The organism is Wolbachia endosymbiont (group B) of Episyrphus balteatus, assembly GCF_947250575.1.
GTDB lineage: Bacteria > Pseudomonadota > Alphaproteobacteria > Rickettsiales > Anaplasmataceae > Wolbachia.
In genome coordinates this window covers 460,371-486,182 of record NZ_OX366325.1, presented here as the reverse complement: position 1 = coordinate 486,182, position 25,812 = coordinate 460,371, and the positions used below count along the sequence as shown (strand labels likewise).

Below are 25,812 nucleotides of genomic sequence, written 5' to 3'. Positions count from 1 at the left end.
AAGAATGATATAATTGTCTAAAAAAAAAGCAAAGATGTTTCGTATCAATCAAAAATTGTTGCCATATTTCAAAGGATTTAGCTTTTCAGTGGATGTTATCTGTATACATGAAATGTCGATTCTCTTTGAGCTATCGAGATTTGGAAGAAATGATGAGTATAAGGGGAGCAAAATGCTACGTTACAAAGGTGGGTTATCACCACTGATAGATGAGGCAGTAAGGAAAAGAAAGAAGCAGGTTGGTAGTAGTTGGAGAGACTTACATTAAATTAAACGGTAAATGGGTTTATTTATATACTGTAGACTTGTGTGTTAGTAGAGACAAGTCTGCAGCACTTGCATTCTTTCGTAAAGCCTTCAGGAGTAACTATCTTCCTGAGAAAATTGTAATTGATAAAAGCGGCAGTAATACTGCTGCTCTTGATGATTTGAATGCAGAAATTTCTGAAGATTACAGTTCTTCAAATAAAATATCTAAATAATATTGTTGATAGATTTATCAAAAAACTAATAAAGCCAATGCTTGGGTTTAAAAGCTTCCATTCCGCAAAGATTACCATCACAGGCATAGAAAATATTCGTATGATTCAAAAAAGACAAATTATTAAAATAATGTTTCTACTTTTGAGAATTTTGCTATGTTAATAACTCCTATAATCCCACCTTTAATGATCTTCTTTCCTATGGTTTATAGATTCGACAGAACCTTTTTTTTGACTCTGTTGAATTAAAAAGGCTAACTACAGAACGGCCAACTCAGTCTAGTCTTGTAACGGCTTACTAAGGATTCTTTAAATATCGATCCTCAAAAAAATCGGCGTAGGTTTAGGCAGTGTAATGCCTAAGCTTACACATGCGTTGCACAGAGATTTTAAATCACGTTGTTCTTTTGGAATTTGCAACTGATCGAGTATCATTTTTGCTGACTTTGGAGCAATTGGCTGCAGCAAAATGCCAATCATTCTAATGTATTCAAGTAATTTGTAGATTACTAAATCCATGCGCTCTCTATCGGTTTTACTGAGTGTCCAGGGTGCACTTTTATCTATGTAAGCATTGGCCTTGGAAGAGATATTGATAATCAGGAGTATAATCTGGTTAAATTCATACTTTGATAGATGATCCATTACTTGATCAATTATGGCTTTGCAATTTGGTAAACTCTCATCATCTTTAAGCAAATTGCGATCGACCACTGGTACAACTCCAAAGCATTGCTTGTGCAGAAATGAAATTGTTCTTTGCACTAAATTGCCTATATTGTTTGCCAGCTCTGAGTTTATGCGGCTGATCATGTTCTTCTTACTGAAATTACCATCTTGACCGAAACTTGCTTCCCGAAGGAGAAAATAGCGTAGTTGATCAACACCAAACTCTTCTGCCAGACCAATTGGATCTATAACGTTACCAAGGGATTTGGATATTTTTTCCCCCTCGTTCAGCCACCAACCATGAACTGCAATTTGCTTTGGCAGTGATAAATCTGCTGCAAGGAGGATCGCTGGCCAGTATACAGCGTGAAAACGCAATATGTCTTTACCGATCACATGAACGTTGAAGGAGTTTGTCCAAAATTTCTTATATTCCTCATCTTCTATATTAGGAAAGCCTATTGATGTGAGATAGTTAGTGAGCGCATCTATCCAAACATAAATTACGTGCTTGTCATTCCCTGGTACTTTTATTCCCCAATTAAAACTAGTACGAGAAATCGAAAGGTCAGTAAGTCCTGATTTTACAAACGATACCACCTCGTTTTTTCTGCTCTCAGGAAAGATGAAATTCGGCTGATTTTCGTATAACTCTAGTAATTTATTTTGCCAACTTGACAAACGAAAAAAGTAGCTCTCTTCTTTTATCCACTGAACTTCAGCACCTGTTGGTGCTCTGCCATCTATCAACTCTGATTCCTGATAAAACGCTTCATCACGAACTGAATACCAACCTGAGTAAGAATCCAGATATATTTGCCCTCTCTCTTCAAGCCTATTCCATAGAGCTATAACTGCTTTTTCATGACGTTCTTCTGTGGTGCGAATAAAATCATCATAATCAAAGTTCATTAGCTCAGCCAATTTTCTGAACGTAACACTTATTTCATCTGTAAATTCTTTTGGCTCTATTCCCTTTACCTTAGCCGCTTTTTCAATTTTCTGTCCATGTTCATCTGTACCAGTGGTAAATTTGACGTTCTTTCCAGCTAATTTCATAAATCTAGCTGTAACATCACAGATAAGGGAAGTATATGCGTGGCCGATATGTGGCTTGTCGTTTACGTAATATATTGGCGTAGTGATGTAAAAGCTCTCAAATTGCTCCATCTTGTAGTGCTTAAAGCTTTATCGTATCTGCACTAGTAATAAAAATCAATATATATCCTATCGTACAAGCAATCTGAAAAGCCATTATACCGCTGCGTTTTGCAGCGGTATAATGTGAGTAACTTACGTTTGAGTTGCTATGATATTGTTGTCCATAACTTCACAACTGTACAAACATTCGTCTGTGAAAGCAGTGTGTTAAATATTATAGCAGATTTTGCCTCAAACACAAAAATGTCATCCCAGTGCCCAGACACTGGGATCCAGAAAAATTAATTGTAAACAAACGACTATACAACATGTTCAATAAAATTACAAAAAAGCTGGATTCCAGTGTCAAGCACTGGAATGACACTATTTGCTGTACAATTTACCTTCTAAAATCAATGTTCATACATTACATCCATGATTTCCAGAATGTTTTTCCGCATTAGAATGAGAAAACAACCCACTAGGTCTGGTGTCATCATAAGAAGGAGCAGTTGGATCAGTATTAAAATCGTAAGGAGGTGGTGCCTCGCGATGAGAAGAATCTCCCAAATCATATCCAGGTCCTGATTTATGATAGTTAATTACCGCTTCTTCAGCCTTCTTAATATTTTCTGACTCTTTCTTATGTTTCATATGAAAAGCCACACCACCAGCAAGACACACAAGAGAATTAATGCCAAGAATGACTAAACCCCAAACTGGTAAGACTGGGTTAATAGCGAAACCTATCAAAGCTGCTAAAGAAATTGCACCAACTGCAAATTCTATATTTCTGAACATTTTAAGTTGACTATCTAGATAATCTATTTTTTCTGACTTTCTAGCCGTTTTTTCGCTGCTGTTGTACCAAACACACATTAAAGCATGGAAAGCAACACACGCAACTACAGCTACTATCCCTAAAGCTAATAATTTCCTGCTGTCTTCTGAGTCTTTTTTCTTATCTTCTCTGCTTTGGTAGCCAACAGTATCAAAACCAGGGTTATTTATAACTGTAGTACGACCACCAAACAGGTTGCTAAGTAGTAAATAATCCCAAAAATCTAAACCTCTATTATCGTTTATATGTACGTGCGTGACTTGAGGGCCTGTAGTTTGTTGCCTATTGCTTCTATCATATTCTGTACTGTTCTGCTCATTAGTTAGATTACTGAGCTTAAATTCCTTATACGCATCTTCAAAAATTTTATCACTCCAGTTCTCAATATTTTGCATACCACGAGAACGTAAAAATTCTTGAACACCATTGTCACTGCCATTTTCTTTTATATAGGCAAGTGCATACCTTTTTAAAACACTACTACGCATAAAAATTCCCCCAGAATTAAGATTAAATTAATAAAGAATTATTATAACAGAGTAACGTTTTCTTGTCAATTCAACCATACCCTAATACCCAGTTAATATCCTTTCCACCAATTCTTTTACTGTCGGTACGTAGCCATTCTCATAAAATGGGTCTTGCTTAAATCTGTAAACATTGTGTCCAGAAAACATGAGTTCATTTTCAACATTGCCGTCATGTACAATGTTTTGCAGTGTCTTTTGTATACAGAAACTCCGTGGATCTGGCTTTCGCCCTGTTGAATGGTCACCATGATCTTTCCAATTGCTAAACAGACAATGGCTCAAACATCCCATGCAATTAATTTGATCTTGTCTTATCTCCGCAAATTTGCTTGGTGTCACAAAAATAACAGTTGTATCTGGAGTTTTCATTGCCTCTGTATAACCTTCCTGAGTCCACTTATCTGCCAGTTCTTTGTCTTGTGCAGTAAGGTAAATCTTTCTACCTCTGCTGCCCATTGCAAATTCATTGTTAAACTCTCCGCTTGCACTTTCCGAAAATTTTATTTGACGTGAATTCCTCTCCTGTAGCTCACGTATGAAGTTATTTCTTACTGCAGATGAGTAAAACCCTGTTGGACTAAATTTGTTTAAAAATACATCACCTTCTTCTAAAGTAAGTAACTTCTTTTTCCACTCTGTAGAAATCGGGCTTTCTTTTGTTAAAAGTGGACGAGTACCAAGCTGAAAAGCTATTGGTCCGATTTGTAAATTGTCAAACCAATGTTCCCAATCCTTCAAATGCCACACTCCCCCTGCCATAACAATTGGCGTTTCAGCAAGACCAACTTCGTTCATGAAAGATCTAAGCTCTGCAACTCTTTCAAATGGAGCCTGTAGTAATTCCGGATCTTCACTATTACTTAGTCCATTGTGACCACCAGCAAGCCACGGATCCTCGTATACTACTCCACCAAGTAAAAAAGAAGATATTTTTTGGTAAGCACGTTTCCATAACGCTTTAAAAGCGCGTGCTGATGAGATAATAGGGTAATAATAAACTTGATATTTAGCTGCAATTTCTCCGAGTCTGTAAGGCATACCAGCACCGCAAGTGATGCCATGAACTAAGCCTTTTGCTTTTTCTAATATACCATGAAGTACATGTTCTGCTGCCCCCATTTCCCAAAGCACATTCATATGTACTCTCCCATGGCCTTTTGATATTTCATTTGCTATTTTTACTTGACTAACTCCAGCCTCAATGCTATATTTAATTAATTCTTCGTGCTTTTCATTTCTTGTTTTACCTTTATAAATTAGTGGTACCAGCTCGCCATTGCCATCGATAAGTTTAGCATTTGCACCAGAAAACGTACCAACAGCATCCGCTGCAGCAAATGCCCCACTTGATCCTCCATCACTGATTGCAATACCTTTACCGCCCTCAATGATTGGCCACACTTCTTTCCCTGAAATCACTATCTTTTTTATCTTATCTTTCAAAATTTCCTCTTAATCTTTCACTCTATTTTACTTAATTACTAAAAAAATAATAGCTTTTCTTTTTATACCTATGCATTCAGTTTTAAATAGGCATAGGAGATGCTATAAATATAGTTTTATAAGAAATTTGCTATATGATCATAGGTTTAACAGGTGGGATTGCAGTTGGAAAGAGCTTTGTAGCCAATTGCTTTAAAGAATTTGGTGCCGCTTTGTTTGATGCCGACTCTGTCGTGCACCAGCTTTATAAAGTGGACAAAAACATAATAAGTTATGCAGAAGAAAAATTTCCTGGGGTGGTAGTAAATGGTAAAATAGACAGAGCAGTATTGTCTGAATATTTTTTAGCCTATGATGAAAATTGGAAACAATTCCAATCTTTAGTGCATTCCGTTGTGCGAAATGAATTAGAAATTTTTATTGCTCAGGAGAAAAAAAATGATAGAAAATATCTAGTTCTAGACATTCCACTCTTGCTGGAAACAAGATTCCGTTTATATTGCGATTTTATTGTTTTTATCCATGCAGATAGCACTGTACAAGCTCAAAGGCTCAGTGAGCGTAATATGGATAAAGAAAAGCTGAATCTAATGTCCAGTATTCAGCTACCTATTGAAGAAAAAAGGCAAATGAGTGATTTCATCATCGATACCAGCGCAAATGTTTTTTCTCAAGTGAAAAAAATAGTGGATTCATTAAACCTAAACACGTAGCTTTACGTCATACCGTCACTTGGCCGCTAACAAGCAGCGGGATGACGGTTATCAGGGTAGCTGTCATCCCAGTAGCCTCCCTCTCCTGTCATCCCAGTGCTTGACACTGGGATCTAGCTTTTTGGTAATTTTATCGAAAATGTTTGCTCGTTTACAATCAATTTTCCTGGATCCCAGTGTCTGGGCACTTGGGATGACACCCTACTTAACCGTCATACCGCCGCGGTATCTCTTAGCCACTAACACGTAGCGGGATGACGATTGTCGATAAATCTAAGTTACTTTAGCAACAGTTATTCTCCACCAGATTACTCCGAATTTTAGCTGTACTATCAGCAGATTTTACCATTAAAATCTCAAACCTTGAGCCTGCGTTCAAAAATGATTCAACTGACTTACCGAAAAAATCATATCTCCACCCCTTGAATAGTTTATCTATCTGCCCAGATATTGAACCAGCTAACTCATCTTTTGATGAAACTAACTTTCTTGATATGTTATTTTCCTTACATTTGCTCTCTAAAATAATCGAGAGTATATCAAATACAGATTTATCATAATTATCTGACAGAGTATAATTTTGCTGCACAAACTCCTTCTCATTCTCATTGAAAATATTCATAAATTCTAATAAATCTTCCTCTTTTATATTTTTTGTGTTCCTCTCAAGATCATCTAAAACCTCGTCAATACGCTCCACATTTTTTTCAATAAGACCAATTATTACAGCATTATTAATTACTTTATTACGATTGATGTTATAGCGTTGTGCTAAAGTCTCTTGCCACTCACTCACTGCTTTAATAACTAACATTAGCCTCGGATTTGCTTCATAGTTAAATTTAATCCTCCTCCATGCATCTTTTGGACTATGCAAATACTTATTTATATCAACCAATAATTCCATCTCTTCTTGAAACCAACTCATCCTATTACTTTCTTCAAGTTTATTGCACAATATTTGGTATAGATCATATAGATATACCACGTCGTTTATTGCATAGTCTAGTTGATCCTCAGACAATGGACGCCTTAACCAGTCTGAATTTTTAGCTTTAATTTTATCCAGTGCTATTCCTTGATATTGCTCTACTACTTTTGAATAACCAATAAAGTCATGATAATAATGGCAAAACATAGCAGCAACTTGGGTATCAAAAATAGGAGTGGGAACACATTTAAACACAGTGAGTAAGGATTCTATATCCTGCCGGCAGCTATGAAACACTTTGATTATTCCCTGATTTAGCATCATTTTCTTAATGAATGATAAATCAATTTCTGGCACTAATGCATCTACAATAAAACTCTTCTCTCCGTAAGAAATTTGAATTAACGATAATTTTGGGTAGTAGGTTAAATTATTTCTAATGAACTCCGTGTCAATTGCTATAAATTTTGGATCTTTTTCCATCAATTCTTTACATGCATTTTCCAGTTCCGATGTCGTACTAATTAGCATATATTTTTTATTCAGTGGCTATATTTTACCACTTATATTAAATCTTTACAATTGATTGAAATTGAGAGCACAATTGTATAATAACTAACTCTTCTGTAAATATACAGTTTTGCCAGACACAACGGTACGTACTACGTGCCCTTTCACTTTGCGTCCACCGAAAGGCGAATTCTTTGATTTACTAGCAAAGTTGTCAACTTTAATTTTCCATTCATGATCCAAATCAACTAAAATTAAGTCCGCTGCAAGGTTTTTCTGTATGCGGCCACGTGACACATGTATGATATCTGCAGGCTTATATGTCAATTTTGCAAGCACATCAAGTAGACCCATTTGTCCACTGTGATATAGTTCAAGTGAAATGGGCAGCATTGTTTCAAGGCCAACAATACCAAATGCAGCATTTTCAAGTGGCAAATCTTTAGAACTAAGATCATGCGGAGCATGATCGGTTGCAATACAATCAATCACACCTGTCTTTAAACCTTCAATCATAGCTAAACGATCTTCCTCTGTACGCAGTGGCGGGTTCATTTTTGCGATTGCTCCATGTTGCTTTACTATATCTTCAGTTAAAGTAAAGTGATGAGGAGTTACTTCACATGTAACATTTAACCCCAAATCTTTTGCTCGTTTAATAGCATCAAGTGAATCTTTTGAAGAGACATGTAAAATATGGTAGTGTACATTTTTTATGTCCTTCATTAGTAGTATATCACGAGTTACCATAACCGATTCTGATGCACTCAAGATCCCCTTTACTCCCAATTCTTCAGAAATCTTACCCTCATTAATTGCGCCATCAGCAGATAGATTTAAATCTTCTGCATGTTGAGCAATAGGAACACCAAGCATACTTGAATAAAGCAGTGCCTGTCTCATAATCATTGGATTCATAACTGGCATACCATCATCGGTGAACCCAACCGCACCTGCTTCCTTTAAAAGCGCCATTTCAGTTAATTTTTCTTCCGAAGTGGTAATTTTGGCGTAAAATTCAACATTCACATGTGAAGTTTCAAGTGCTCTATATTTCAAATATTTAGCCAAGACAACACTATCAATTGCTGGAACAGTGTTTGGCTGACAAACTACAGTTGTAACGCCTCCTGCAGACGCAGATTTGCTGCCTGTATGTATAGTTTCTTTATGCTCTTGACCTGGTTCACGAAAATGTACGTGAATGTCAATAAGACCTGGCATTAGAACAAGCCCTTTACAGTCTATTGTTTCATCAACCCCATTTGGAACTCCATTTGAAAATAATGATTCACCAAAGTCAACAATTTTATCCCCTTCAGTCAATAATGAACCTTTTATATCAAGCTTAGTTTCGGGATCGATAACACGAGCATTGGTATACGCAATTTTATAGCCTTCCTTTTGTCCTGCCTGCAATAAACTCCAAGTTTGTGTCATTATATTTGAATATCGATTATAAAATAAATCTAAAGTTTTCTTTAGTAAAACACAACCAAATTAAAGTGATGATATAAAACTAGCAATAAAGAATATTTAAATTAATACTCAAGCAGCTATTCTATAACTACCATTTTCGATTTCAACGTTATTAAGTGCGGTATTTGCGTTATAAGAACAGTAACATCCTACTGCAAGAAAAGTTAATGCAGCTACAGCAAGCGAAACACACATTGCTAAATGAACCATTGTTAGACTTGTACCAACAGCAAATGCTCCAGATAATACAAAAGAAACAGAAGCATAATTACCTTGCCTTTTACTATAAATTTTTGCTTTCAAGAATTTTTCATTTAGCTCTTCATCCTTGCTTTCAGATTGTTTCTGTTGAGTTACTTCATCAGTTAGACCTTGCCTTGTATCATTCAGCTGCCCTTCCGGTTCTGTCGCATCTATAAACCACAGGAAAGAAGATCATTAAAGGTGGGATTATAGGAGTTATGAAGCCATTAACATAGCAAAATTCTCAAAAGTAGAAACATTATTTTAATAATTTGTCTTTTTTGAATCATACGAATATTTTCTATGCCTGTGATGGTAATCTTTGCGGAATGGAAGCTTTTAAACCCAAGCATTGGCTTTATTAGTTTTTTGATAAATCTATCAACAATATTATTTAGATATTTTATTTGAAGAACTGTAATCTTCAGAAATTTCTGCATTCAAATCATCAAGAGCAGCAGTATTACTGCCGCTTTTATCAATTACAATTTTCTCAGGAAGATAGTTACTCCTGAAGGCTTTACGAAAGAATGCAAGTGCTGCAGACTTGTCTCTACTAACACACAAGTCTACAGTATATAAATAAACCCATTTACCGTTTAATTTAATGTAAGTCTCTCCAACTACTACCAACCTGCTTCTTTCTTTTCCTTACTGCCTCATCTATCAGTGGTGATAACCCACCTTTGTAACGTAGCATTTTGCTCCCCTTATACTCATCATTTCTTCCAAATCTCGATAGCTCAAAGAGAATCGACATTTCATGTATACAGATAACATCCACTGAAAAGCTAAATCCTTTGAAATATGGCAACAATTTTTGATTGATACGAAACATCTTTGCTTTTTTTTTAGACAATTATATCATTCTTCTTTCTACTTCCCTACAAATGCGACAGAACCCTTTGTAGTACTCTCTCAATTTCTTCTGTAAGTTTTTTACCATTATTCATAAAATATACTCCTCGTTAATAACAAATTGTTTTTAATTATTTACTGCTGTTTTTTATCAGCATTGGCATAAAGCTATAGCTTTCGAGTGAAGTCAAATCAATTTTTCAATCTTTTTTACTTATTTTTTCATCAAGAAATTAAGATATTAACAGATGCTTATTTTATCTAATTGAAAATTAATTCTTTATGTAAAAGAAGTTGTTACTATTTTAGAAATAACATCAGTAGAAAAACCTAACTTGAGTAAATTATTTGCAACTTTCATTTCCTCTACTTTATCAATCTTCTCTTTGTAAATTTGCTTTCTTTGCAATAAAAATTCTACCCATATATTCAGTTCATCTAGTGATTCTTGATTATCAATTTTTCTATATTCTCTTGCCCAACTTAATAATTCATTTTCTGCTTCACCATCTTTGCAATCATTTTCTTTATATTCCTTTATCAAATCTTCAACATCCACTGATAATTCTCTTGCTATTTCCCATAACCTTTCACTTAAAATCGTAACACTCCCTTGCTCGTAGTGATGTATCTGTGAAGGTCCTATATTAAGCTTTTTTGCTAATTCTTCTTGCGTATAGCCTCTTCCACTTTTTTATCTCTTGTCCTCTGTTTGGCTCTTATCTCTCTTTATCAGCATATTCTTCGGTTGATAAGCCTGTTGCTTGATAGATAATCTCAGTATCAAGCCCTACCTTAACTAGATCCTTTGCAATTTTTATTCTTGCTGCTTTTATATTACTTTCTTCCTCAGTTCGGATAGATTTGGTTAATGCATAAATTGCTTTGCGTCCTTCTATTCTTTTGTATTTTTCTATGAAATTATACATTTCCTGGATCTTAGCTTTGTCAAAACAACTGCTTTCTTTTAGTACTTTTCGCCCAGGAAAGAGATTTCTAATAGGAATTGATAACACCTCTGCTATAACTTTTAGCTTTTCAGTTGGAATGCCACATGTTCCTTGCTCATATCTTAGCAGTGTATGATAGTTTATGCCTGCCTTTTCTGCTAAGTTTTTCAGGGTATATTTTTGTTTTAACCCCCAGCTCCTTACTTTTTGTGCTATCTGGTACCTTATCGAGATGTTTATCATAAATATTATACAGGTTAATACTACCAAATAAAGATATACAAAAGGGATGCTTCTTTCTATGTTTGAATTTTAGTTGAATATTTCTTCACAATTGTGTATAATTATTAATGCTTTTTAAGTGGATTTTCTATGGCTCTCTCAAGATTTTTAGATCCTAAGCTTGATTTAACATTTAAGAAAATTTGTAGGGTCGAGAACTGGCGCGCCTTCTTTAGGGTTTAGTGGCTATTCCGTCGTTTTCACTGTGGGCCTCAATCCAAATTCCCATGTTAACGTTTCCAGCTCCCGCCTCGTCAAACGCAGCATGCGGTTTTCCCGCACTACGCTTTCCTAGCAAGTTCTTTACCAAAGTTTATCACATATTGTGTTGGTGATGCTTTCGGTCTGTAATACCTTATTCTGTAATCTGAATATAGACCCAGCGTTTTGTATATCCATTCGCTACTCCACTTCTTCCACCCAAACCCTTTCTTTGCTTTCCTGGCTCGCATTAAGTTGCGTCTTACCTTCTTTTCCACCCAATGTTTTACGTAATTGAACTTTCGACCAGAGTTCCCTATCCTAAAGTAGTTTACCCACCCTCTCAATATCGGATTGATGTCATTTATCACTCTTTTTATCGGTTGCGATTTATGGCGCCGAAATATTTCCTTCAACTTGCGTAGCAGGTTTGTTCGTGCTTTCATCTGCGGTGTTTTCCTGACATTCCACTTTCCTTGTCTTGTGATATTCTCTTGAAAATCAAACCCTAGGAAGCTAAATGTTTCTCCTTTCTTTAGGTCGATGACTTTTGTCTTTTCTTCATTTACGCTCACTTCTAGTTTTGCTAATTCTTCTTCCAACCTTCTGTATACTGCTCTTTCTAGCCATTCCCGTTTCGGGTATTCTCTGATCAGTATCACTAAATCGTCTGCCCATCTGGCATATTCCATACGTTGGTACTTTCCTTCTTTGGTCACACCTTTTGCTTTCTCCAACATTTTATCTACCTCATTTAGGTATATATTGCTTAGTAGTGGCGAAAGTGGTGATCCTTGTGCTATTCCTCGTTTTCCTCCTGTTTTGAGGATTAGCTTAACCATGTGCATGATTTCTTTGTCATTTATTCTTTTGGCAATCTTTTCCATCAGAATATGATGTCGCACATTGTCGAAGTAGGATTTCAGATCTACGTCAATTACTTTTGTATTGCCTTTGATTGCTGCTTCCGTTACTTTTTGTACTGCTTCATGCGCATTACGCTTAGGTCTATACCCGTATGATCCTTTTTGGAAGTCTGATTCGAATATCGGTTCAAGTATTAGCTTCAGTGCTGTTTGCACTATTCTATCCCGGATGCAGGGTATGTTCAACTTTCTGAATTTTCCTCCAGATTTTGGTATTTCCTTCTGCCGGTTCCTACTTGGGCTATAGGTCTTGGTTATTAGTCCGTGTCTTATTTGTTGAAGATACTTCTCTAAGCCTTCTGCCTCTATCGATTCGAATGTCATCCCATCTATTCCTGGTGCCCCATTACTCTTCTTTGTTAGCTTATATGCTTCTTCCAGTGTCTCCATCTTGCAGACGTGAACATAGATTCCCCAGAATCGCCATTCCGGTTCTGCTTTCGCTTTGATATATATCTTTCTTCTCAGGTCTTGTAATTTTATTGGCATTTTTATCATTTTTACCTTTACCTTCCTTTTGTTAAAAGATTTCTACTAGCAGGGTGCCTTTGCTCCATGAGCGTTACCTCACTTCTTCACTACTACGCACCCATCCGCCACCCTCTCATCTTCGGTTCACTTCCTGTTTTCCAGTTATAGAACCTATCTCTCCAAGGTATTTCTCCTTGGGATGAGGAGGGCTTCTCCAGTTGCTTTGTATGTCCTCATTGCCATGCCGTTACTAACACCCCGCTGAAGTAGACCAATCGTTTCATCCGTTTTTCGTCTGGTCTATCCTGTCTTCGCCAGTACCAAGATGGCTCGACCTTCAGAATATTTCTTTCGAGGCAATCTGTGTATTCGCTTTCGCTACGGCCTGGTAATTCGCCATTATCCTACGATAATGTTGTCGGTAGGCTTCAACATTTTGGTTTCCCTCCATGCTGCTACCCAAGCTACAGGATTCCGACTTTTATCCTGGTAGGTCTATCTCCTACTGAACAATACTCACCTTCTCTGGACGCACTTGGTACTGAAAAAAATAAGAATATCCTTATCCACTTTTTGAATGATATTTTGGGGTTTACTGAAATAAATACTATACAAGAAGTTGAATTCCTTAGCACCATTATGGACCCTGAAATTGCCTCTGATAAGCAGAGTATTGTCGATGTTCTGTGCAGAGATTCTACTGGGGCCAGATACGTGATTGAGATGCAACTCGCTCGTGATAAAGGCTTCGAAAAACGGGCTCAATTATATGCTGCTAAGGCTTACTCAAGGCAGGCTGATAAAGGTGGTAAGTACATTGATTTAAAGAAGGTTTTCTTTATTGCTATTTCTAACTGTAATTTATTTCCTGATAAGCTTGATTATATATCTAGCCATACCATAAGAGATGAAAAAACTAACGAGCATGACTTAAAAGATTTTCAATTTATTTTCATTGAGTTACCAAAGTTTCCTAAGAGTAGAGAAGAGCAGCTAGAAAATGTAGTAGATCGTTGGCTATTTTTCTTTAAATATGCAGAAGAAACTACGGATGAAGATTTAAGAAAAATAGCAGAAAAATCACCAATAATAAAGCTAGCATATGATGAGTTAGATAAGTTTCACTGGAATGAAAAGGACTTAGTAGCTTATGAAGAAAGGGTAATGGATTTACAAAAAGAAGCTGCTATCTTGGAACAAAAACTCGATGATGCTACTCAAAAAGGCATCCAAATCGGCCATAAAAAAGGTAAAGCGGAAGGTAGGGAAGAGGGCGAAAAACAGGCTAAAATAGCAGTGGCAAAAAATTTACTTGAAGCTGGTGTATCTATTGACTTAATAGCTGAATCTACTGGTCTTCCTCAAGCTGACATTACACAACTTAAGGAAGAAATTTTTTAGTGTCCCCCTTCGGGGATTGTCCCGCCTTGAGGCGAAGGGCAAGTTACAATAGTCGCGTATGCGACGTTATGGGTATAATGCACACTCTAAGTACGATATGAAAGTACACTTGGTATGATATCGCAAAAGGGTGCTAATAGGCCAAATTGCTGTTAGAGTTAGGGAGCTGTTAAGGCAGGTTACTATGGAAAATGAGATCCAAATTATCTCAGGCAAAGTTGCAGTAGATCATATTCATATGTTTATATCATATAAACCACAGCAAAGTGTTAGTAAAATTGTACAACTTTTGAAAGGAACAAGTTCAAGGTTGCTGATGCAAGATTTTGCAAGTCTAAGTTTGGGGCAGGCACCTTTGGGCACGTGGATATTGAGCCGTAAGTTCTGACAGACGAGGTTATACAAGAGTACATATCTATCCAGGAAGGCGGGAGTGTTAAATAAACTGTGTCAAACCGAGAAGTAAAGTAATAAATTGATAAAAAAATGGAGGTTTGACAATGAGTCAAGCAAACACAACTACCGGTTTGGTAGACTATAAAGAATTAGAAACAAATATCTTATCATCTATACGAGAAGGAAGACCATTGATAGGAAGAGATGGAGCATTAACACCATTTATAAAAAAACTGCTAGAGGGAAGGCGAGATAGAAAACCATTTGTCGGCTGAAAGCGAAGAAAACAACCGAAGAAATTCAAAGACTTTACGGACAAGTATTTGAACTATTGACACCAAGAGATAGAGAAGGAAGTTTCGAGCTACAAGTAGTCAGAAAAAGGCAAACAACCGAACTTGAAGCAAAGGTTTTAAGTACATATGCCAGTGGCATGGGATATAGCATCGCATGTAGAAGAAATATAAAATATCTGCAGCAGAGATATCAAGTATTACTGACAAATTGTTACCGGTAATCAACGAATGGCGCAGTCGTCCGCTGCAATCTGTATATCCAATAGTGTTCATGGTTTTTTAAGGTCAAGGAGGACGGGCATTGTGTAAGCAAATGTATGTATAACATATTAGCAAAATGGCAGAAAAGAAGTTTTGGGTTTTTATTTGGCTGAAAGTGAAGTTCTGGTTGGGAGTACTAAATGACCTAAAGGAGAGAGGAGTAGATGATATTCTGATAGCTTGTGTTAAAAAGCTTTCCTACAGCTATAAATAGCGTATTTCCTAAAGCAGAAATGTATAGTACATCAGATAAGAAATTCACTGAAATATGTATCGAGCAAAAGTTTTCATGAATGATTTGAAAAAAACATATCAAGTAGAGAAATAGCCGAGAATTATTTACTTGAACTGGAGGAAAAATGGGGAGAAAAATATACTTTAGTTTTGGGAGAATAATTGGGAAAATCTGTCTAGTTATTTTAAATATTCCGGCCCTGTAAGAAAGTTAATTTATACCACAAATCCTATTGAAGGGTTACATAGACAGATCAGAAAATTTACTAAAACTAAGGGCTCATTTACCAGCACAAATGCCTTGCATAAACAGGTATATTGTGCTATAAAGAAGGCAGGAGAGAAATGGACTATGCCTATACATGATTGGGCTTTAACTATCTCTCAACTTGATATCTTTTTTCCTGGTAGGTTAAAAATCGAGTTGAACTAAAAATGCGATTTGACACAGTTTATTTAACACTCCCGAAAATGCTACCACTGAACAACAAAATATTCAAGGACAGAGCATATAGCTACTTTTACCGTTATCCCAGTGTTGTAAAACTGGGGTAACACCTTCCGCTACGCAAATCACCTACAAAACACAATCTTTTTATTCCCCCAAACAATTAGCTGTGAATTTAAGCAATCATATTAATATAGTAAATATTTACTTAATATACTAGTATTTACCTTGACTAAACAATTATAGTGCTGTATGATTTGTACTTAAGCTTTAATAGTGAGGTGTTGATGGACACACAAGAATTAGAAAACTTACAGAAAAGTTCATCAACAAAATCCCAAGATGCTGAGGAGAAAACATCAGAAGAGTTGGAAAGAAATTTAAACCCGAATGAAGCCAATAATGATATATTCTAAAATCTATCAAGAATACGAGGGAGAAACATGGACAGAGTCATTAATGAATGGTTTTATAGCAGCTGTTTCTTTGGGATTTGGCTTCCTTCTAGGAAAAATAATTACTCCTACAAACGAAGCTGTTTCTACAAATCTAGAAAACGCTGCTGTTGAACAACCCAATGTGCAACAAACCCTACCCTTATATATATAAAATGACAAATTTTATAACTAAAAAAGTACTTCCCCATTTTCAAAGCACTGCATACAATAGAATTATATTGCAGTGCCTTATACTCATCCTGAGATATAGGAAAACAATCTATACAACATTTTAAGCTGGCTCAGAGCGCTGGCAAACCCAATACCATAATTTACAAGGAGGACTTATGAATAAGAAATTTCTCTATTCACCATTGTCAATAAAAAGCATAGAAGAAAACGGAGTATTTTCTGGCTATGCGAGCGTTTTTAATATAGTTGATAAGCAAAATGATCTGATATTACCAGGAGCATTTAAGAATAACTTAAATAAAAGTCAGATAAAACTTCTTTGGCAGCACAATCCGAGCGAGCCTATAGGTAATATTACGGATATTTGCGAAAATGATGTTGGCCTATATATAACTGCACATTTGCTTTTTGGTATTCAAAAAGCAGAGGAAGCATATTTAATGCTCAAAACTGGAACTATTAACGGGCTTTCGATTGGCTATATACCAATAGAGTATGATGTTGATCATGAAAGCGGAGCTCGAGTGTTAAAACAAGTGGAGCTATGGGAAGTTAGTTTAGTCACTTTCCCTGCAAATTTGTCAGCTCAGGTAATCAATGTGAAGAATCATTACAATGAACAAGAAATGTTAGCAAGAGCAATAGAAAAAGCAAATTCTGTGCTTACGAACATGTGTATTTCTACTTAAAATCTATAAAAATTTTCACACAATTTAACATTTATATTATTATTTATTTAATAATTATATTAATATATATAACTTCAATACTTTAAAAATTAGGTAATTTTATGCTAAATGCTAACAATAAGGTTAATTACGAACCTAGTATTAAACAAAAGGAAAAAAAATACAGCTTATCCACTGTGCTTGCTTGGCTATATCTAAAAACAATCGGACGAATATTGCCAGGGAGATGGAATCAATGGGCAAAGAATATCCTACACCACAATAAAGTTATTGTGAATAATGGAGTTCAAACTGATGCTCCCGAAGTAGTAGATCAAAGTGTTCAAATTTCTGAAGTTGTAGCACAAGAGGTCCAAAGTAAAATAATTAGTGAAGGTAAAACTACATTTAAAGATACAGAAATTCAGACTGAATTTGTTGAGACAGAGGATAAGAATGAAAAATTAAAGGAGCAACTGGAAGGTGTAAGTCAGGCACTAGAGGTGTTCATTGGGCTCTATAATAATCAAGCAGAGTATATTGAAAATTTACAATTAGAGAGTGATTTTTTAAAAGAGGAAAAAGAACAATTAAACTCCTTAATTAAAAAACTTAAAGAGAGTTATAAAGAATTAGCAAAAGTTGCACGAAAAAGAGGAGAAGAATTTTTAGTACAGTTGAAGAAAAAGTCTGAAGAGATATTACGTTTGCAGAAAGAATTAACTGAGCGCAGTAAAGAATTTGCAAATAAAATAGAAATGCTCTCAGTAAGGTTAGAAGAAAAAGATGGGGAAATAGGTAGATTAACGCAATTAAATGAAGTATTAGAACAAGAGAAAAAGGAAATGGAGACTAAAAATAACGAACAAAAGCAAGTTATATCTGATCTAGAGAAAAGAATAAAAGAGCAAGAGGATTTAATAAAGTCATTTCATGAAAATAAAGATATAAATGAAACTGTGAAGAAAGAGAATGAAAACCTACGAGTGCAAAAAACAGAACTTGAGAATGAAGTTAGTAAGTTAAAAAACGAATTTGATACTAAAATAAAGCAATTAAATGAACAAAAAAAAGCAGAATTAGAGCAAGCTAAGAAAAAAGATGCTGAATTTAGAAAAAAATTGGAAAGTGCTCAGCAACAATTAGAGCAAGAAAAGACTAATCTAAATACCATTGAAAAAAAGAAACAAGATTTAGAAAGTGAAATTAATGAATTGAAAGAACAAGCTAAGGAAAAAGATGCTGAAGTAGAGAATCTTAAACAACAATTAGAGAAAGAAAAGACTAATCTAAATACCATTGAAAAAGAGAAAAAAGACTTAGAAGGTGGAGTTAAAGAATTGAAAGAAAAATTACAGATATTAGAAAAAAATAGTGCTGAAATAGAAAAACAAAAGACCGATTTAGAGAAAAAATTAGAGCCTTCACAAAGAGAGAATAAAAAGTTACAAAAACAAGTTGAACATCTGAGTCAAGAACGAGAAAAAGCAACAAGTATCGCAATATCTTCTGTTGAAAATAATGTAGAAACACTTAGTGAAACATTAAAAAATCAACAGATTGAAAGTTCAATAGCTGAAGATGGACCACAAGAGTTAAAAGAAAAGTCAAATAATGTTGATACAAAATTAGAAGGGATTGATGAAAAAACTAAAGCACAAGCAAAAACTAAAGAGGTAGATAAAGTTAGTACAGTATCTATTGCAAAATCAACTACTTATTCTATAATTCCAAAGAGTTTATCTAAGCTTCGCGGGAATGAGGATCTCAAGAACTTTTTATCTAAGAAAAATGAGGAGTTGAAAAAAGGTTTTCCTGAATTTAAAGAAAAACACTTTTGCCATAACGTGTTTGAGAAAACTATACAATCTCTACCATATCAAAATGGTTATAAATTTAAAAGTGATAAGTTACTTGCACTGTTGAAAGAGAATTTGGTTAAATCTGGAAAAGCGATCATAGAAACTAAGGTTAACACAGTTGTTGAAAAAGTTGGTAAAAAGCATTCTATCGAACAGGTAATTTTTGTTCAAGAGTGTGCAAAAGGGTTATATTTAAATGAAGAAGATAGTCAAGCAATAATAAGTTCCTTAATGGAATTTTTAGCTCACAAAAATAATAGCAATAATGACTCAGTCAAAAAATTTGTTGTGCAGAAGTTAACGGAAGCTGAAATGAAATGTTTTTCAGATAAGATTCAAGGATTACAACTAGCATCAAGCATACGAGATAAATTTTTATCTCCAGATCAGAAAATGTGCGTTCAAACTTCAGAAGAAAACAATGAATACCAATTAACAAAAAAAGCTAAAGAAAAATACAAATTAACACCTAATCCTTCCATGAGTCACACTAATAGCACTCCGGTAAGTGTGAAGCAAGAAGCAAAGTCTAGATAAAACTTTTAGCATAAAGTATCAGCTCCTCCTTTGTTAAAGTGTAGGAGCTGTCTTCCCAATGTTGTCGTAGCAATTCCAAGTTTCTACCTAAACTTTTCCCTGGTTGATGACCTATAGTTATTAAATCATCACCAGATAAAGGAAATTTTGGAATGTTAAACATCTTAGCAAATGAAATATACTCATCAACATTTATTCCAGACTCAATACCACAAATCTTCATTAAGTCACAATATAATTCCTTACCAAATAAAGATATGTATTTCTTTTGCTCTTTTTCTGAAAGCTCTGTTTTGATATTGTTTGATAATAAAAATAATATTTTTTTCTTTTGCTTATTTGAAAGACGTAAAAACTTGCTCACTTCTTCCCCAAGACTAACTCTATCTTCAGCAGTCCTAATAAGCAACGCTAATTTTGTTAGTGCATCGATTGTGGGATCTAGGAAAGGCGTATGGCCATACGCTGAGGGTTTTGTAGGAGGTTTAGTGTTGATAAGAAGTGGTGAAGATAAAATTTCGCATTTTACTTCTTTTGGAATAATTTTTTGTAAAACATCAGATTTTTGCATGCTCTTAAGTGTTGGAGCAGGATCATTGCATTCCAAGAGTTTAAATATTTCTTCTCTTATTCTCTCTCCAGAGAGGTTTTGAATCATGTGCGAATGCTTTTTGCACACATCCAATATTTCATCACTTAAATCTCCTATGCATATTTTAGCGTGAAAACGAAACGCTCTTAAAATACGTAGATAGTCTTCCTTAATCCTATCTTCAGCGTTACCTATAAAGTTTAACTTTCGTGCTTTTAAGTCCTGAATGCCACCAAAGTAGTCGTATATATGGCCATATTTGTCTGCATAAAGAGCATTAAACGTAAAGTCGCGCCTTGAAGCATCAGCTTGCCAATCATTAGTAAATTCTACCTTCGCATGTCTACCGTCACACTTTACATCATGCCTTAGCGTTGTAATCTCAAAGGATCTTTTATTTAAAATCGCAGTAATAGTTCCATGTTTTAAGCCAGTTGGAATAGTTTTTATATTACGGAGTTTTAACGCTTTAACTGCTTGATTAGGCAGCAGATTAGTAGCAAGATCGATGTCGTGAATGTCACGCTGTAAAATTGAATCTCTAACACATCCACCAACAAGCCTTGCCTCACCACCAAATTTCTCTATGGCCTCAATAATTACACTAGTTTCGTGATCAATTTGCATTTAGGTTACACATACTGAAAATCATGTTACAAAAAATGCGAAACTTTTGCAAAAATCCTCATATAAAAATATATAGGCAGGAGAGTGGTAAAATAAGAGGGTAAAGTGATAGAGTAAGTCTACAACAAATCCAGTGCCTAGAAACTTATAAGTATAAAAGTAATGTTAAAATACAATGTTTTCGATGATTATAAAAAAGCTGGATGAGCTACTTGCATGACACCTTTGTAGCCTTCTCTTGTCATCCCAGTACCTGCTCAAGTAACTGACACTGGTTCCCTTTATGATGGTGTTATCCGAGTAGCTCATCCAGCTTTTTATCAGGAACGTTGATTACTCTTTATTCTTCGCCCTTCCTGCACGTTTACGTTCATTTGGATCGAGGAACTTCTTACGCAAACGTATAGATTTTGGAGTTACTTCTACCAATTCATCATCGTCTATATATGCTATCATATCCTCCAGTGTCATTATTTTTGGTGGAGTAAGCTTTATAGCTTCATCGCTACCTGAAGCTCTTACGTTTGTTAATTGCTTACCTTTAAGTACATTTATTTCTAAATCATTGTCACGACTATGCTGACCGACAATCATACCACAATATACCTTATCTTGTGGCTTAACAAACATAATTCCCCTATCTTGCAGATTGAAAATTGCATACGCTACTGCTTCGCCTTTGTCTGTTGAAATTAAAACCCCATTACGCCTTCCGGAAATTGAACCTTTATGTGGAGCATAACTGTGAAATAAACGGTTGATTATACCAGTGCCGCGAGAATCAGTTAAAAATTCTCCTTGATAGCCAATTAATCCCCTTGATGGCACTAAAAATGTCAACCTAGTTCTGCCACTACCAGAAGGTCTCATATCAGTTACTTCACCTTTTCGAAAGCTAAGTTTTTCCATGATGATTCCACTATACTCATCATCTACATCAATTACTACTTCCTCTATAGGTTCAAGTTTTTTGCCATCTTCTTCTTTAAACAGCACTCGAGGCCGTGAAACTGAAAGTTCAAAACCTTCCCTTCTCATATTTTCAATCAGTACCCCAAGCTGCAACTCACCACGTCCACCTACTTCAAATGCTTCACCACTTGGAGCCAAAGTTACAGTAATTGCAACGTTTGTTTCTGCTTCTGCATATAAACGATCTTTTATAACAGTTGAGGTAAGTTTTGTTCCCTCTTGCCCAGCAAAAGGTGAGTCATTAACGCTTATAGTAATCGCCATTGTTGGCGGGTCAACTGGAGTTGAGCTGATCGCAGTTGTAACTTCTGGTGCTGCTATAGTGTCTGAAACTGAAGCTTTCTCAAGTCCTGCAATGGCAATGATATCACCAGCTACAGCTTGCTCTACTGGAACGCGTTTTAAGCCAGAAAATGAGAGTAACTTAGTTAATCTCCCTCGCTCAACCACTTGACCATCAAGATCAATTACCTTAAGATCTGAGTTAACTTGCGCGATTCCTTGGTAAATCTTTCCTGTCAATATTCTGCCAAGAAATTTATCAGATTCAAGTAAAGTAACTAGCATAGCAAAAGGTGCATTTTGATCATAAACGGAAGGTTTTATGTAATCTATCACCGTTGAAAATAATGGGCTTAAATCTTTTCTTTCATCAGATAGCTCCTTAGCACACCAACCATTTCTACCTGAAGCATAGAGTACTGGAAAATCTAGTTGCTCGTTGGTTGCATCAAGGTTAAAAAATAACTCATATATTTCATTTAGTACTTCATCAATTCTGCTGTCTGGTCGATCAACCTTATTGATTATCACAATCGGTTTTAAATTTGCCTTTAGTGCTTTTGACAACACAAACTTAGTCTGTGGCATTGGACCTTCTGCAGCATCAACCAGTAGTAATACACCATCTGCCATGCAGAGCACCCTTTCCACTTCTCCACCAAAATCCGCATGTCCTGGTGTATCAATGATATTGATTTTCTCATCACCCCACATTATTGACGTACATTTTGCAAGTATTGTAATCCCACGTTCACGTTCTTGATCACCACTATCCATCACTCGTTCTTGAACTTCTTGATTCTCACGAAACGTGCCACTTTGTTTTAACATGTTATCAAGTAAAGTAGTTTTTCCGTGGTCAACGTGTGCAATTATTGCAATATTGCGGATTGATTTAAATTCACTCATTTCTTATCATTTCAAATTTAATTTAATAACAAGTATACGTATAATATATTTAGAGTAAATAACTAAAGCCGTGCTTTCAGAGTATTTTAGGCAGATCATGGAACTCTAACAAAAAGGTTTCATGTTCGCTGTACTTTGTAGCAACTAACACCAAGACAAAGAAGAATCTTGCTTTAGCAGTACATTTATATAAAATTAAAATAAACTAAAGTAATCATTTAAATGCTAACAAGATTCGCTCCAAGCCCAACTGGCTACCTACATGTAGGAAACATACGCACTGCACTCATTTGTTGGATGTACACACGTAATCAAAATGGAAAATTTTTACTACGTTTTGATGATACTGATCTTGAGCGTTCAGATATCAAATATGTAGATAATATCATAGAAGACCTAAAATGGATTGGCATAAATTGGAATTCAAGTTTTAAGCAATCAGAGCGTTTTGAGAGCTATAACGAGGTGTTCTTACAGTTAATGAAAGAAGGTCATATTTATGCATGTTATGAAACAAGAGAAGAATTAGACACTAAACGAAAATTTCAATTAAAACAAGGTCTTCCCCCTGTTTACGATAGAGGTGCGTTGCTTCTAACTGAGCAAGAGAAAATTCGTTATGAGCAAGAAGGACGAAAACCACATTTCAGATTTAAATTGAATAGAAACGAAATTGTAAAATGGAATGATGAAGTTAAAGGTGAAATAAATATTGCAACAATTCACATTAGCGATCCTGTGGTAAAAAGAGAAGATGGAATTTATACATACATGTTACCTTCTGTTGTTGATGATGTTGACTTTAATGTAACCCATGTTGTACGCGGGGAAGATCATGTAACTAATACCGCAGTTCAGATCCAAATTATTAAAGCATTAAAAGCGAAAATTCCTATATTTGCTCACCTTCCCCTACTACATTTTGATGATAGCAAGATATCGAAACGGAAAGGTGGGTTGGATATTAAGTCCATAAGAGAAGATGAGATTGAGCCAATGGCGCTAACTAGCTATTTAGCAAAACTTGGCACATCTGATCCGATAGAAGCTCATGTTGATATGCAGTCTTTAATTAACTCATTTGATATTAAAAAATTTAGCTCAGCATCTGCACAATTCAGCTTGAGTGAAATGTATAAGCTAAATAGCAAAGTGCTGCAACAAATGCCATTTGAAATGGTGCAAGATCGTTTAAGTCAAATTGGCTCAGAGTTTTGGTATTTTATAAGGAGTAATATAGAAAAGTTTTCTGAGGTGGCCAAATGGTGGAAAACATGCAAATTTGGTATAGAGCCTGTGGTTCTTAATAAAGAGTTTATAAAAATAGCGCTAAGTTCATTGCCTAAAGGTGATTGTAATGAAAACACATTATCAGAGTGGGTTAAAAATATTCGACAGACAGTTGATATAAAGGCAAAAGATCTATTTATGCAGTTGCGCCTCGCTTTAACAGGAACAGAAACAGGTCCAGAACTCGCTAAATTATTAATTTTTATCGGTAGAGAGAGCATTGTTGCAAGGTTAGAAGAAAATCATACAAAAGGTTTAAATGCACCGAATGTATTTGAATGACACCAATAAGCATTGTTCAGGAAATGTGAAAATATTAGATTTCTTGTCATTCCAGTTTCTGCTCCTGTCATTCAAGTAGCTAACACTGGAATCCATAATCTTGCCAAAACGTTGTATTTTAAAATAACTTCTACACATATCCCATATTTCTGGATCCCAGTGTCAGCTACTTTCATGACAACATTTAGTTGTTTTTTCTCGTCTACCTTATTTTACTACTCTGCTGAACGAATAACACCAATAGTTAATCTCATGCTGAAAGATCATTTTATGGTCCAAGTCAGTTCTTTTACAAGTCACTTCCAAGCTCATCAAATTTTCTAAGATCTTCTTAAGTTCTGAAAGTTGCAAACTTTTCAAATGAGATTTAAAACTCTGCAATTGTTTGAAGAACAATGGAGGACTCAGCTGGTCAATTGCAGCTTGTTCATTCATTCCATTTTGTATTAACAGCAAAACGCTTTCTAGCCGTAGAAAATAATTTGATATAATACGGATTAATGCTATCGGTGAAAAATTCTCTTGTAATATCAATACATCGGAAATTTTGATGAATTGTCCCATGTCTTTACTCACTATTGCAGAGCACAGATTATCAAGTGTAACATAATCATTGCCGGAGGTTGAAAAGCATAGATCTATATCAGCAAGTTTAAGATCTTTTTTTTTTCCTAGATATAAAACTAATTTTTCAAGCTCTGAATATATAGGCAGTTTGCTATGATTAAAATAAGACTGCAAGTGGTAGATTATCTCACTTGTGCACTCTATATCATTTTGTTTCAAGTAACTTGATATAATATCACAAAGATTACTACCGCTGTCCTTATAGCAGGTAATGACACCGAAAATTTTTGAGCTTTCCATATAACTTTTAGTTGTAGAACTATATGGAAGATCATTTGCTATCATTACTATATAATGATCGCCTATATTATGATCCAATATGTTTCTTAACTCTTTAGATATACTTCCACTGACATTTATCAGCTTAACTAACCTTTTTTTAGTAAACATCGAAATGTTTGCCAACTCGGAAAATAACAAGCCAGGCGACTTATTCACTACTGCAAAATCCATCACCTGAACTGAATACTCATTCAAGTTGGCAATTATTTCCTGTACAAAAATATCGACCTTACTATTGTCACTCCCATGAATTAATACACCACTTAAAGTATCGGGTTTCTCAAGGAATTTTTTAACTTTAGATGGCGTGATTCTCATGCCATCTATATTATATTATCACTACTTGGTGGTACATCATTTGATTGCACATCAGTTTCCAACAATTCTGAGCTTTCTTGATTTGCTGTATTCTGCATATCATCAGACACTTCTTTCTTTCCCGTAACATAATTATAAAAATTTTTTATAGGCTGTCCTATATATCTAGAAAAAAATCCTTCGGCCATATCTTTCACTCCACAAATTAACAATTAGCACATAAAAACAAC

Annotated in this window: 20 protein-coding genes and 4 pseudogenes; 10 read left to right on the top strand and 14 right to left on the bottom strand. The window is 35.3% G+C overall.

Annotation, left to right across the window (positions count from 1 at the left end):
• Window positions 1–34 precede the first annotated feature (34 nt).
• A pseudogene (locus tag OOL05_RS02370) lies at window positions 35–653 on the top strand (IS6 family transposase); the annotation flags it as partial.
• 138 nt (window positions 654–791) lie between these two features.
• Here OOL05_RS02370 and metG read toward each other — a convergent pair.
• The 3 genes from metG to OOL05_RS02355 form a co-directional block, all read right to left on the bottom strand.
• Window positions 792–2,321: a methionine--tRNA ligase gene (metG, locus tag OOL05_RS02365; protein WP_264375458.1), complete on the bottom strand. Its 1,530-nt coding sequence runs from the start codon at window positions 2,319–2,321 to the stop codon at window positions 792–794.
• Window positions 2,322–2,711: 390 nt separating this feature from the next.
• Window positions 2,712–3,620: a DUF1129 domain-containing protein gene (locus tag OOL05_RS02360; protein ID WP_264730664.1), complete on the bottom strand. Its 909-nt coding sequence runs from the start codon at window positions 3,618–3,620 to the stop codon at window positions 2,712–2,714.
• An 81-nt stretch (window positions 3,621–3,701) separates the two neighbouring features.
• The gene (locus OOL05_RS02355) at window positions 3,702–5,105 is read right to left on the bottom strand and encodes an NAD(P)H-dependent flavin oxidoreductase (RefSeq protein ID WP_264730662.1); all 1,404 of its coding nucleotides are present in this window, start codon (window positions 5,103–5,105) and stop codon (window positions 3,702–3,704) included.
• 134 nt (window positions 5,106–5,239) lie between these two features.
• Here OOL05_RS02355 and coaE point away from each other — a divergent pair, with 134 nt between their 5' ends.
• Complete coding sequence (coaE, locus tag OOL05_RS02350) at window positions 5,240–5,818, top strand: dephospho-CoA kinase (RefSeq protein ID WP_264730661.1); 579 nt, start codon at window positions 5,240–5,242, stop codon at window positions 5,816–5,818.
• Window positions 5,819–6,101: 283 nt separating this feature from the next.
• Here the strand turns inward: coaE and OOL05_RS02345 are convergent, their stop codons facing one another.
• The 7 genes and pseudogenes from OOL05_RS02345 to ltrA all read right to left on the bottom strand — a co-directional run bounded on the left by OOL05_RS02345 (window position 6,102) and on the right by ltrA (window position 12,696).
• The gene (locus OOL05_RS02345; protein WP_264730659.1) at window positions 6,102–7,280 is read right to left on the bottom strand and encodes a ribonuclease D; all 1,179 of its coding nucleotides are present in this window, start codon (window positions 7,278–7,280) and stop codon (window positions 6,102–6,104) included.
• Window positions 7,281–7,364: 84 nt separating this feature from the next.
• Window positions 7,365–8,699, bottom strand: a complete 1,335-nt coding sequence (locus tag OOL05_RS02340) for a dihydroorotase (RefSeq protein ID WP_264730657.1) — start codon at window positions 8,697–8,699, stop codon at window positions 7,365–7,367.
• Window positions 8,700–8,807: 108 nt separating this feature from the next.
• On the bottom strand, window positions 8,808–9,041 hold the full coding sequence (locus tag OOL05_RS02335) for a TomO hydrophobic C-terminal domain-containing protein (protein WP_064085884.1): 234 nt from the start codon (window positions 9,039–9,041) through the stop codon (window positions 8,808–8,810).
• Window positions 9,042–9,197: 156 nt separating this feature from the next.
• Window positions 9,198–9,819 (bottom strand): annotated as a pseudogene (locus OOL05_RS02330) (IS6 family transposase).
• Window positions 9,820–10,119: 300 nt separating this feature from the next.
• The gene (locus OOL05_RS02325) at window positions 10,120–10,485 is read right to left on the bottom strand and encodes a transcriptional regulator (protein WP_320109916.1); all 366 of its coding nucleotides are present in this window, start codon (window positions 10,483–10,485) and stop codon (window positions 10,120–10,122) included.
• 73 nt (window positions 10,486–10,558) lie between these two features.
• Window positions 10,559–11,032 carry a helix-turn-helix domain-containing protein gene (locus OOL05_RS02320; protein WP_264730655.1) on the bottom strand — a complete coding sequence of 158 codons (474 nt, stop codon included), beginning with the start codon at window positions 11,030–11,032 and terminating at the stop codon, window positions 10,559–10,561.
• A gap of 320 nt (window positions 11,033–11,352) precedes the next feature.
• Entirely contained in the window at window positions 11,353–12,696 is a 1,344-nt protein-coding gene (gene ltrA / locus OOL05_RS02315; RefSeq protein WP_264729829.1) for a group II intron reverse transcriptase/maturase, read from the bottom strand.
• 456 nt (window positions 12,697–13,152) lie between these two features.
• Between ltrA and OOL05_RS02310 the strand changes: the two genes are divergently transcribed.
• From OOL05_RS02310 to OOL05_RS02280, 7 genes and pseudogenes are all read left to right on the top strand, one after another.
• Entirely contained in the window at window positions 13,153–14,070 is a 918-nt protein-coding gene (locus OOL05_RS02310) for an Rpn family recombination-promoting nuclease/putative transposase (protein WP_264730800.1), read from the top strand.
• 58 nt (window positions 14,071–14,128) lie between these two features.
• Window positions 14,129–14,514 (top strand): annotated as a pseudogene (tnpA, locus tag OOL05_RS02305) (IS200/IS605 family transposase).
• Between the two features lie 56 nt (window positions 14,515–14,570).
• Window positions 14,571–15,690, top strand: a pseudogene (locus tag OOL05_RS02300) (IS256 family transposase).
• A 302-nt stretch (window positions 15,691–15,992) separates the two neighbouring features.
• Entirely contained in the window at window positions 15,993–16,121 is a 129-nt protein-coding gene (locus OOL05_RS02295) for a hypothetical protein (RefSeq protein WP_264375850.1), read from the top strand.
• Window positions 16,108–16,314, top strand: a complete 207-nt coding sequence (locus tag OOL05_RS02290; RefSeq protein ID WP_264683336.1) for a hypothetical protein — start codon at window positions 16,108–16,110, stop codon at window positions 16,312–16,314. The genes OOL05_RS02295 and OOL05_RS02290 overlap by 14 nt, the downstream gene beginning before the upstream one ends.
• Window positions 16,315–16,489: 175 nt before the next feature.
• Window positions 16,490–17,023, top strand: a complete 534-nt coding sequence (locus OOL05_RS02285) for an HK97 family phage prohead protease (protein WP_264374754.1) — start codon at window positions 16,490–16,492, stop codon at window positions 17,021–17,023.
• A gap of 101 nt (window positions 17,024–17,124) precedes the next feature.
• Window positions 17,125–19,401, top strand: coding sequence for a coiled-coil domain-containing protein (locus tag OOL05_RS02280; protein WP_264730651.1), 2,277 nt, complete (start codon window positions 17,125–17,127; stop codon window positions 19,399–19,401).
• Here the strand turns inward: OOL05_RS02280 and OOL05_RS02275 are convergent.
• Both OOL05_RS02275 and typA read right to left on the bottom strand, forming a co-directional pair.
• Window positions 19,394–20,620, bottom strand: coding sequence for a CCA tRNA nucleotidyltransferase (locus tag OOL05_RS02275; RefSeq protein ID WP_264730649.1), 1,227 nt, complete (start codon window positions 20,618–20,620; stop codon window positions 19,394–19,396). The genes OOL05_RS02280 and OOL05_RS02275 overlap by 8 nt on opposite strands.
• Window positions 20,621–20,953: 333 nt before the next feature.
• Entirely contained in the window at window positions 20,954–22,783 is a 1,830-nt protein-coding gene (gene typA / locus OOL05_RS02270; protein ID WP_007302691.1) for a translational GTPase TypA, read from the bottom strand.
• Window positions 22,784–23,005: 222 nt separating this feature from the next.
• Here typA and gltX point away from each other — a divergent pair, with 222 nt between their 5' ends.
• Window positions 23,006–24,355 (top strand): glutamate--tRNA ligase, encoded by a 1,350-nt coding sequence (gene gltX / locus OOL05_RS02265; RefSeq protein ID WP_264375854.1) that lies wholly within the window; start codon window positions 23,006–23,008, stop codon window positions 24,353–24,355.
• A gap of 207 nt (window positions 24,356–24,562) precedes the next feature.
• On the opposite strand, the gene holA is transcribed toward gltX, so the two are convergent.
• Entirely contained in the window at window positions 24,563–25,582 is a 1,020-nt protein-coding gene (gene holA, locus OOL05_RS02260) for a DNA polymerase III subunit delta (RefSeq protein WP_264375855.1), read from the bottom strand.
• A 5-nt stretch (window positions 25,583–25,587) separates the two neighbouring features.
• The gene (locus OOL05_RS02255; protein WP_015588477.1) at window positions 25,588–25,770 is read right to left on the bottom strand and encodes a hypothetical protein; all 183 of its coding nucleotides are present in this window, start codon (window positions 25,768–25,770) and stop codon (window positions 25,588–25,590) included.
• Window positions 25,771–25,812: the final 42 nt, after the last annotated feature.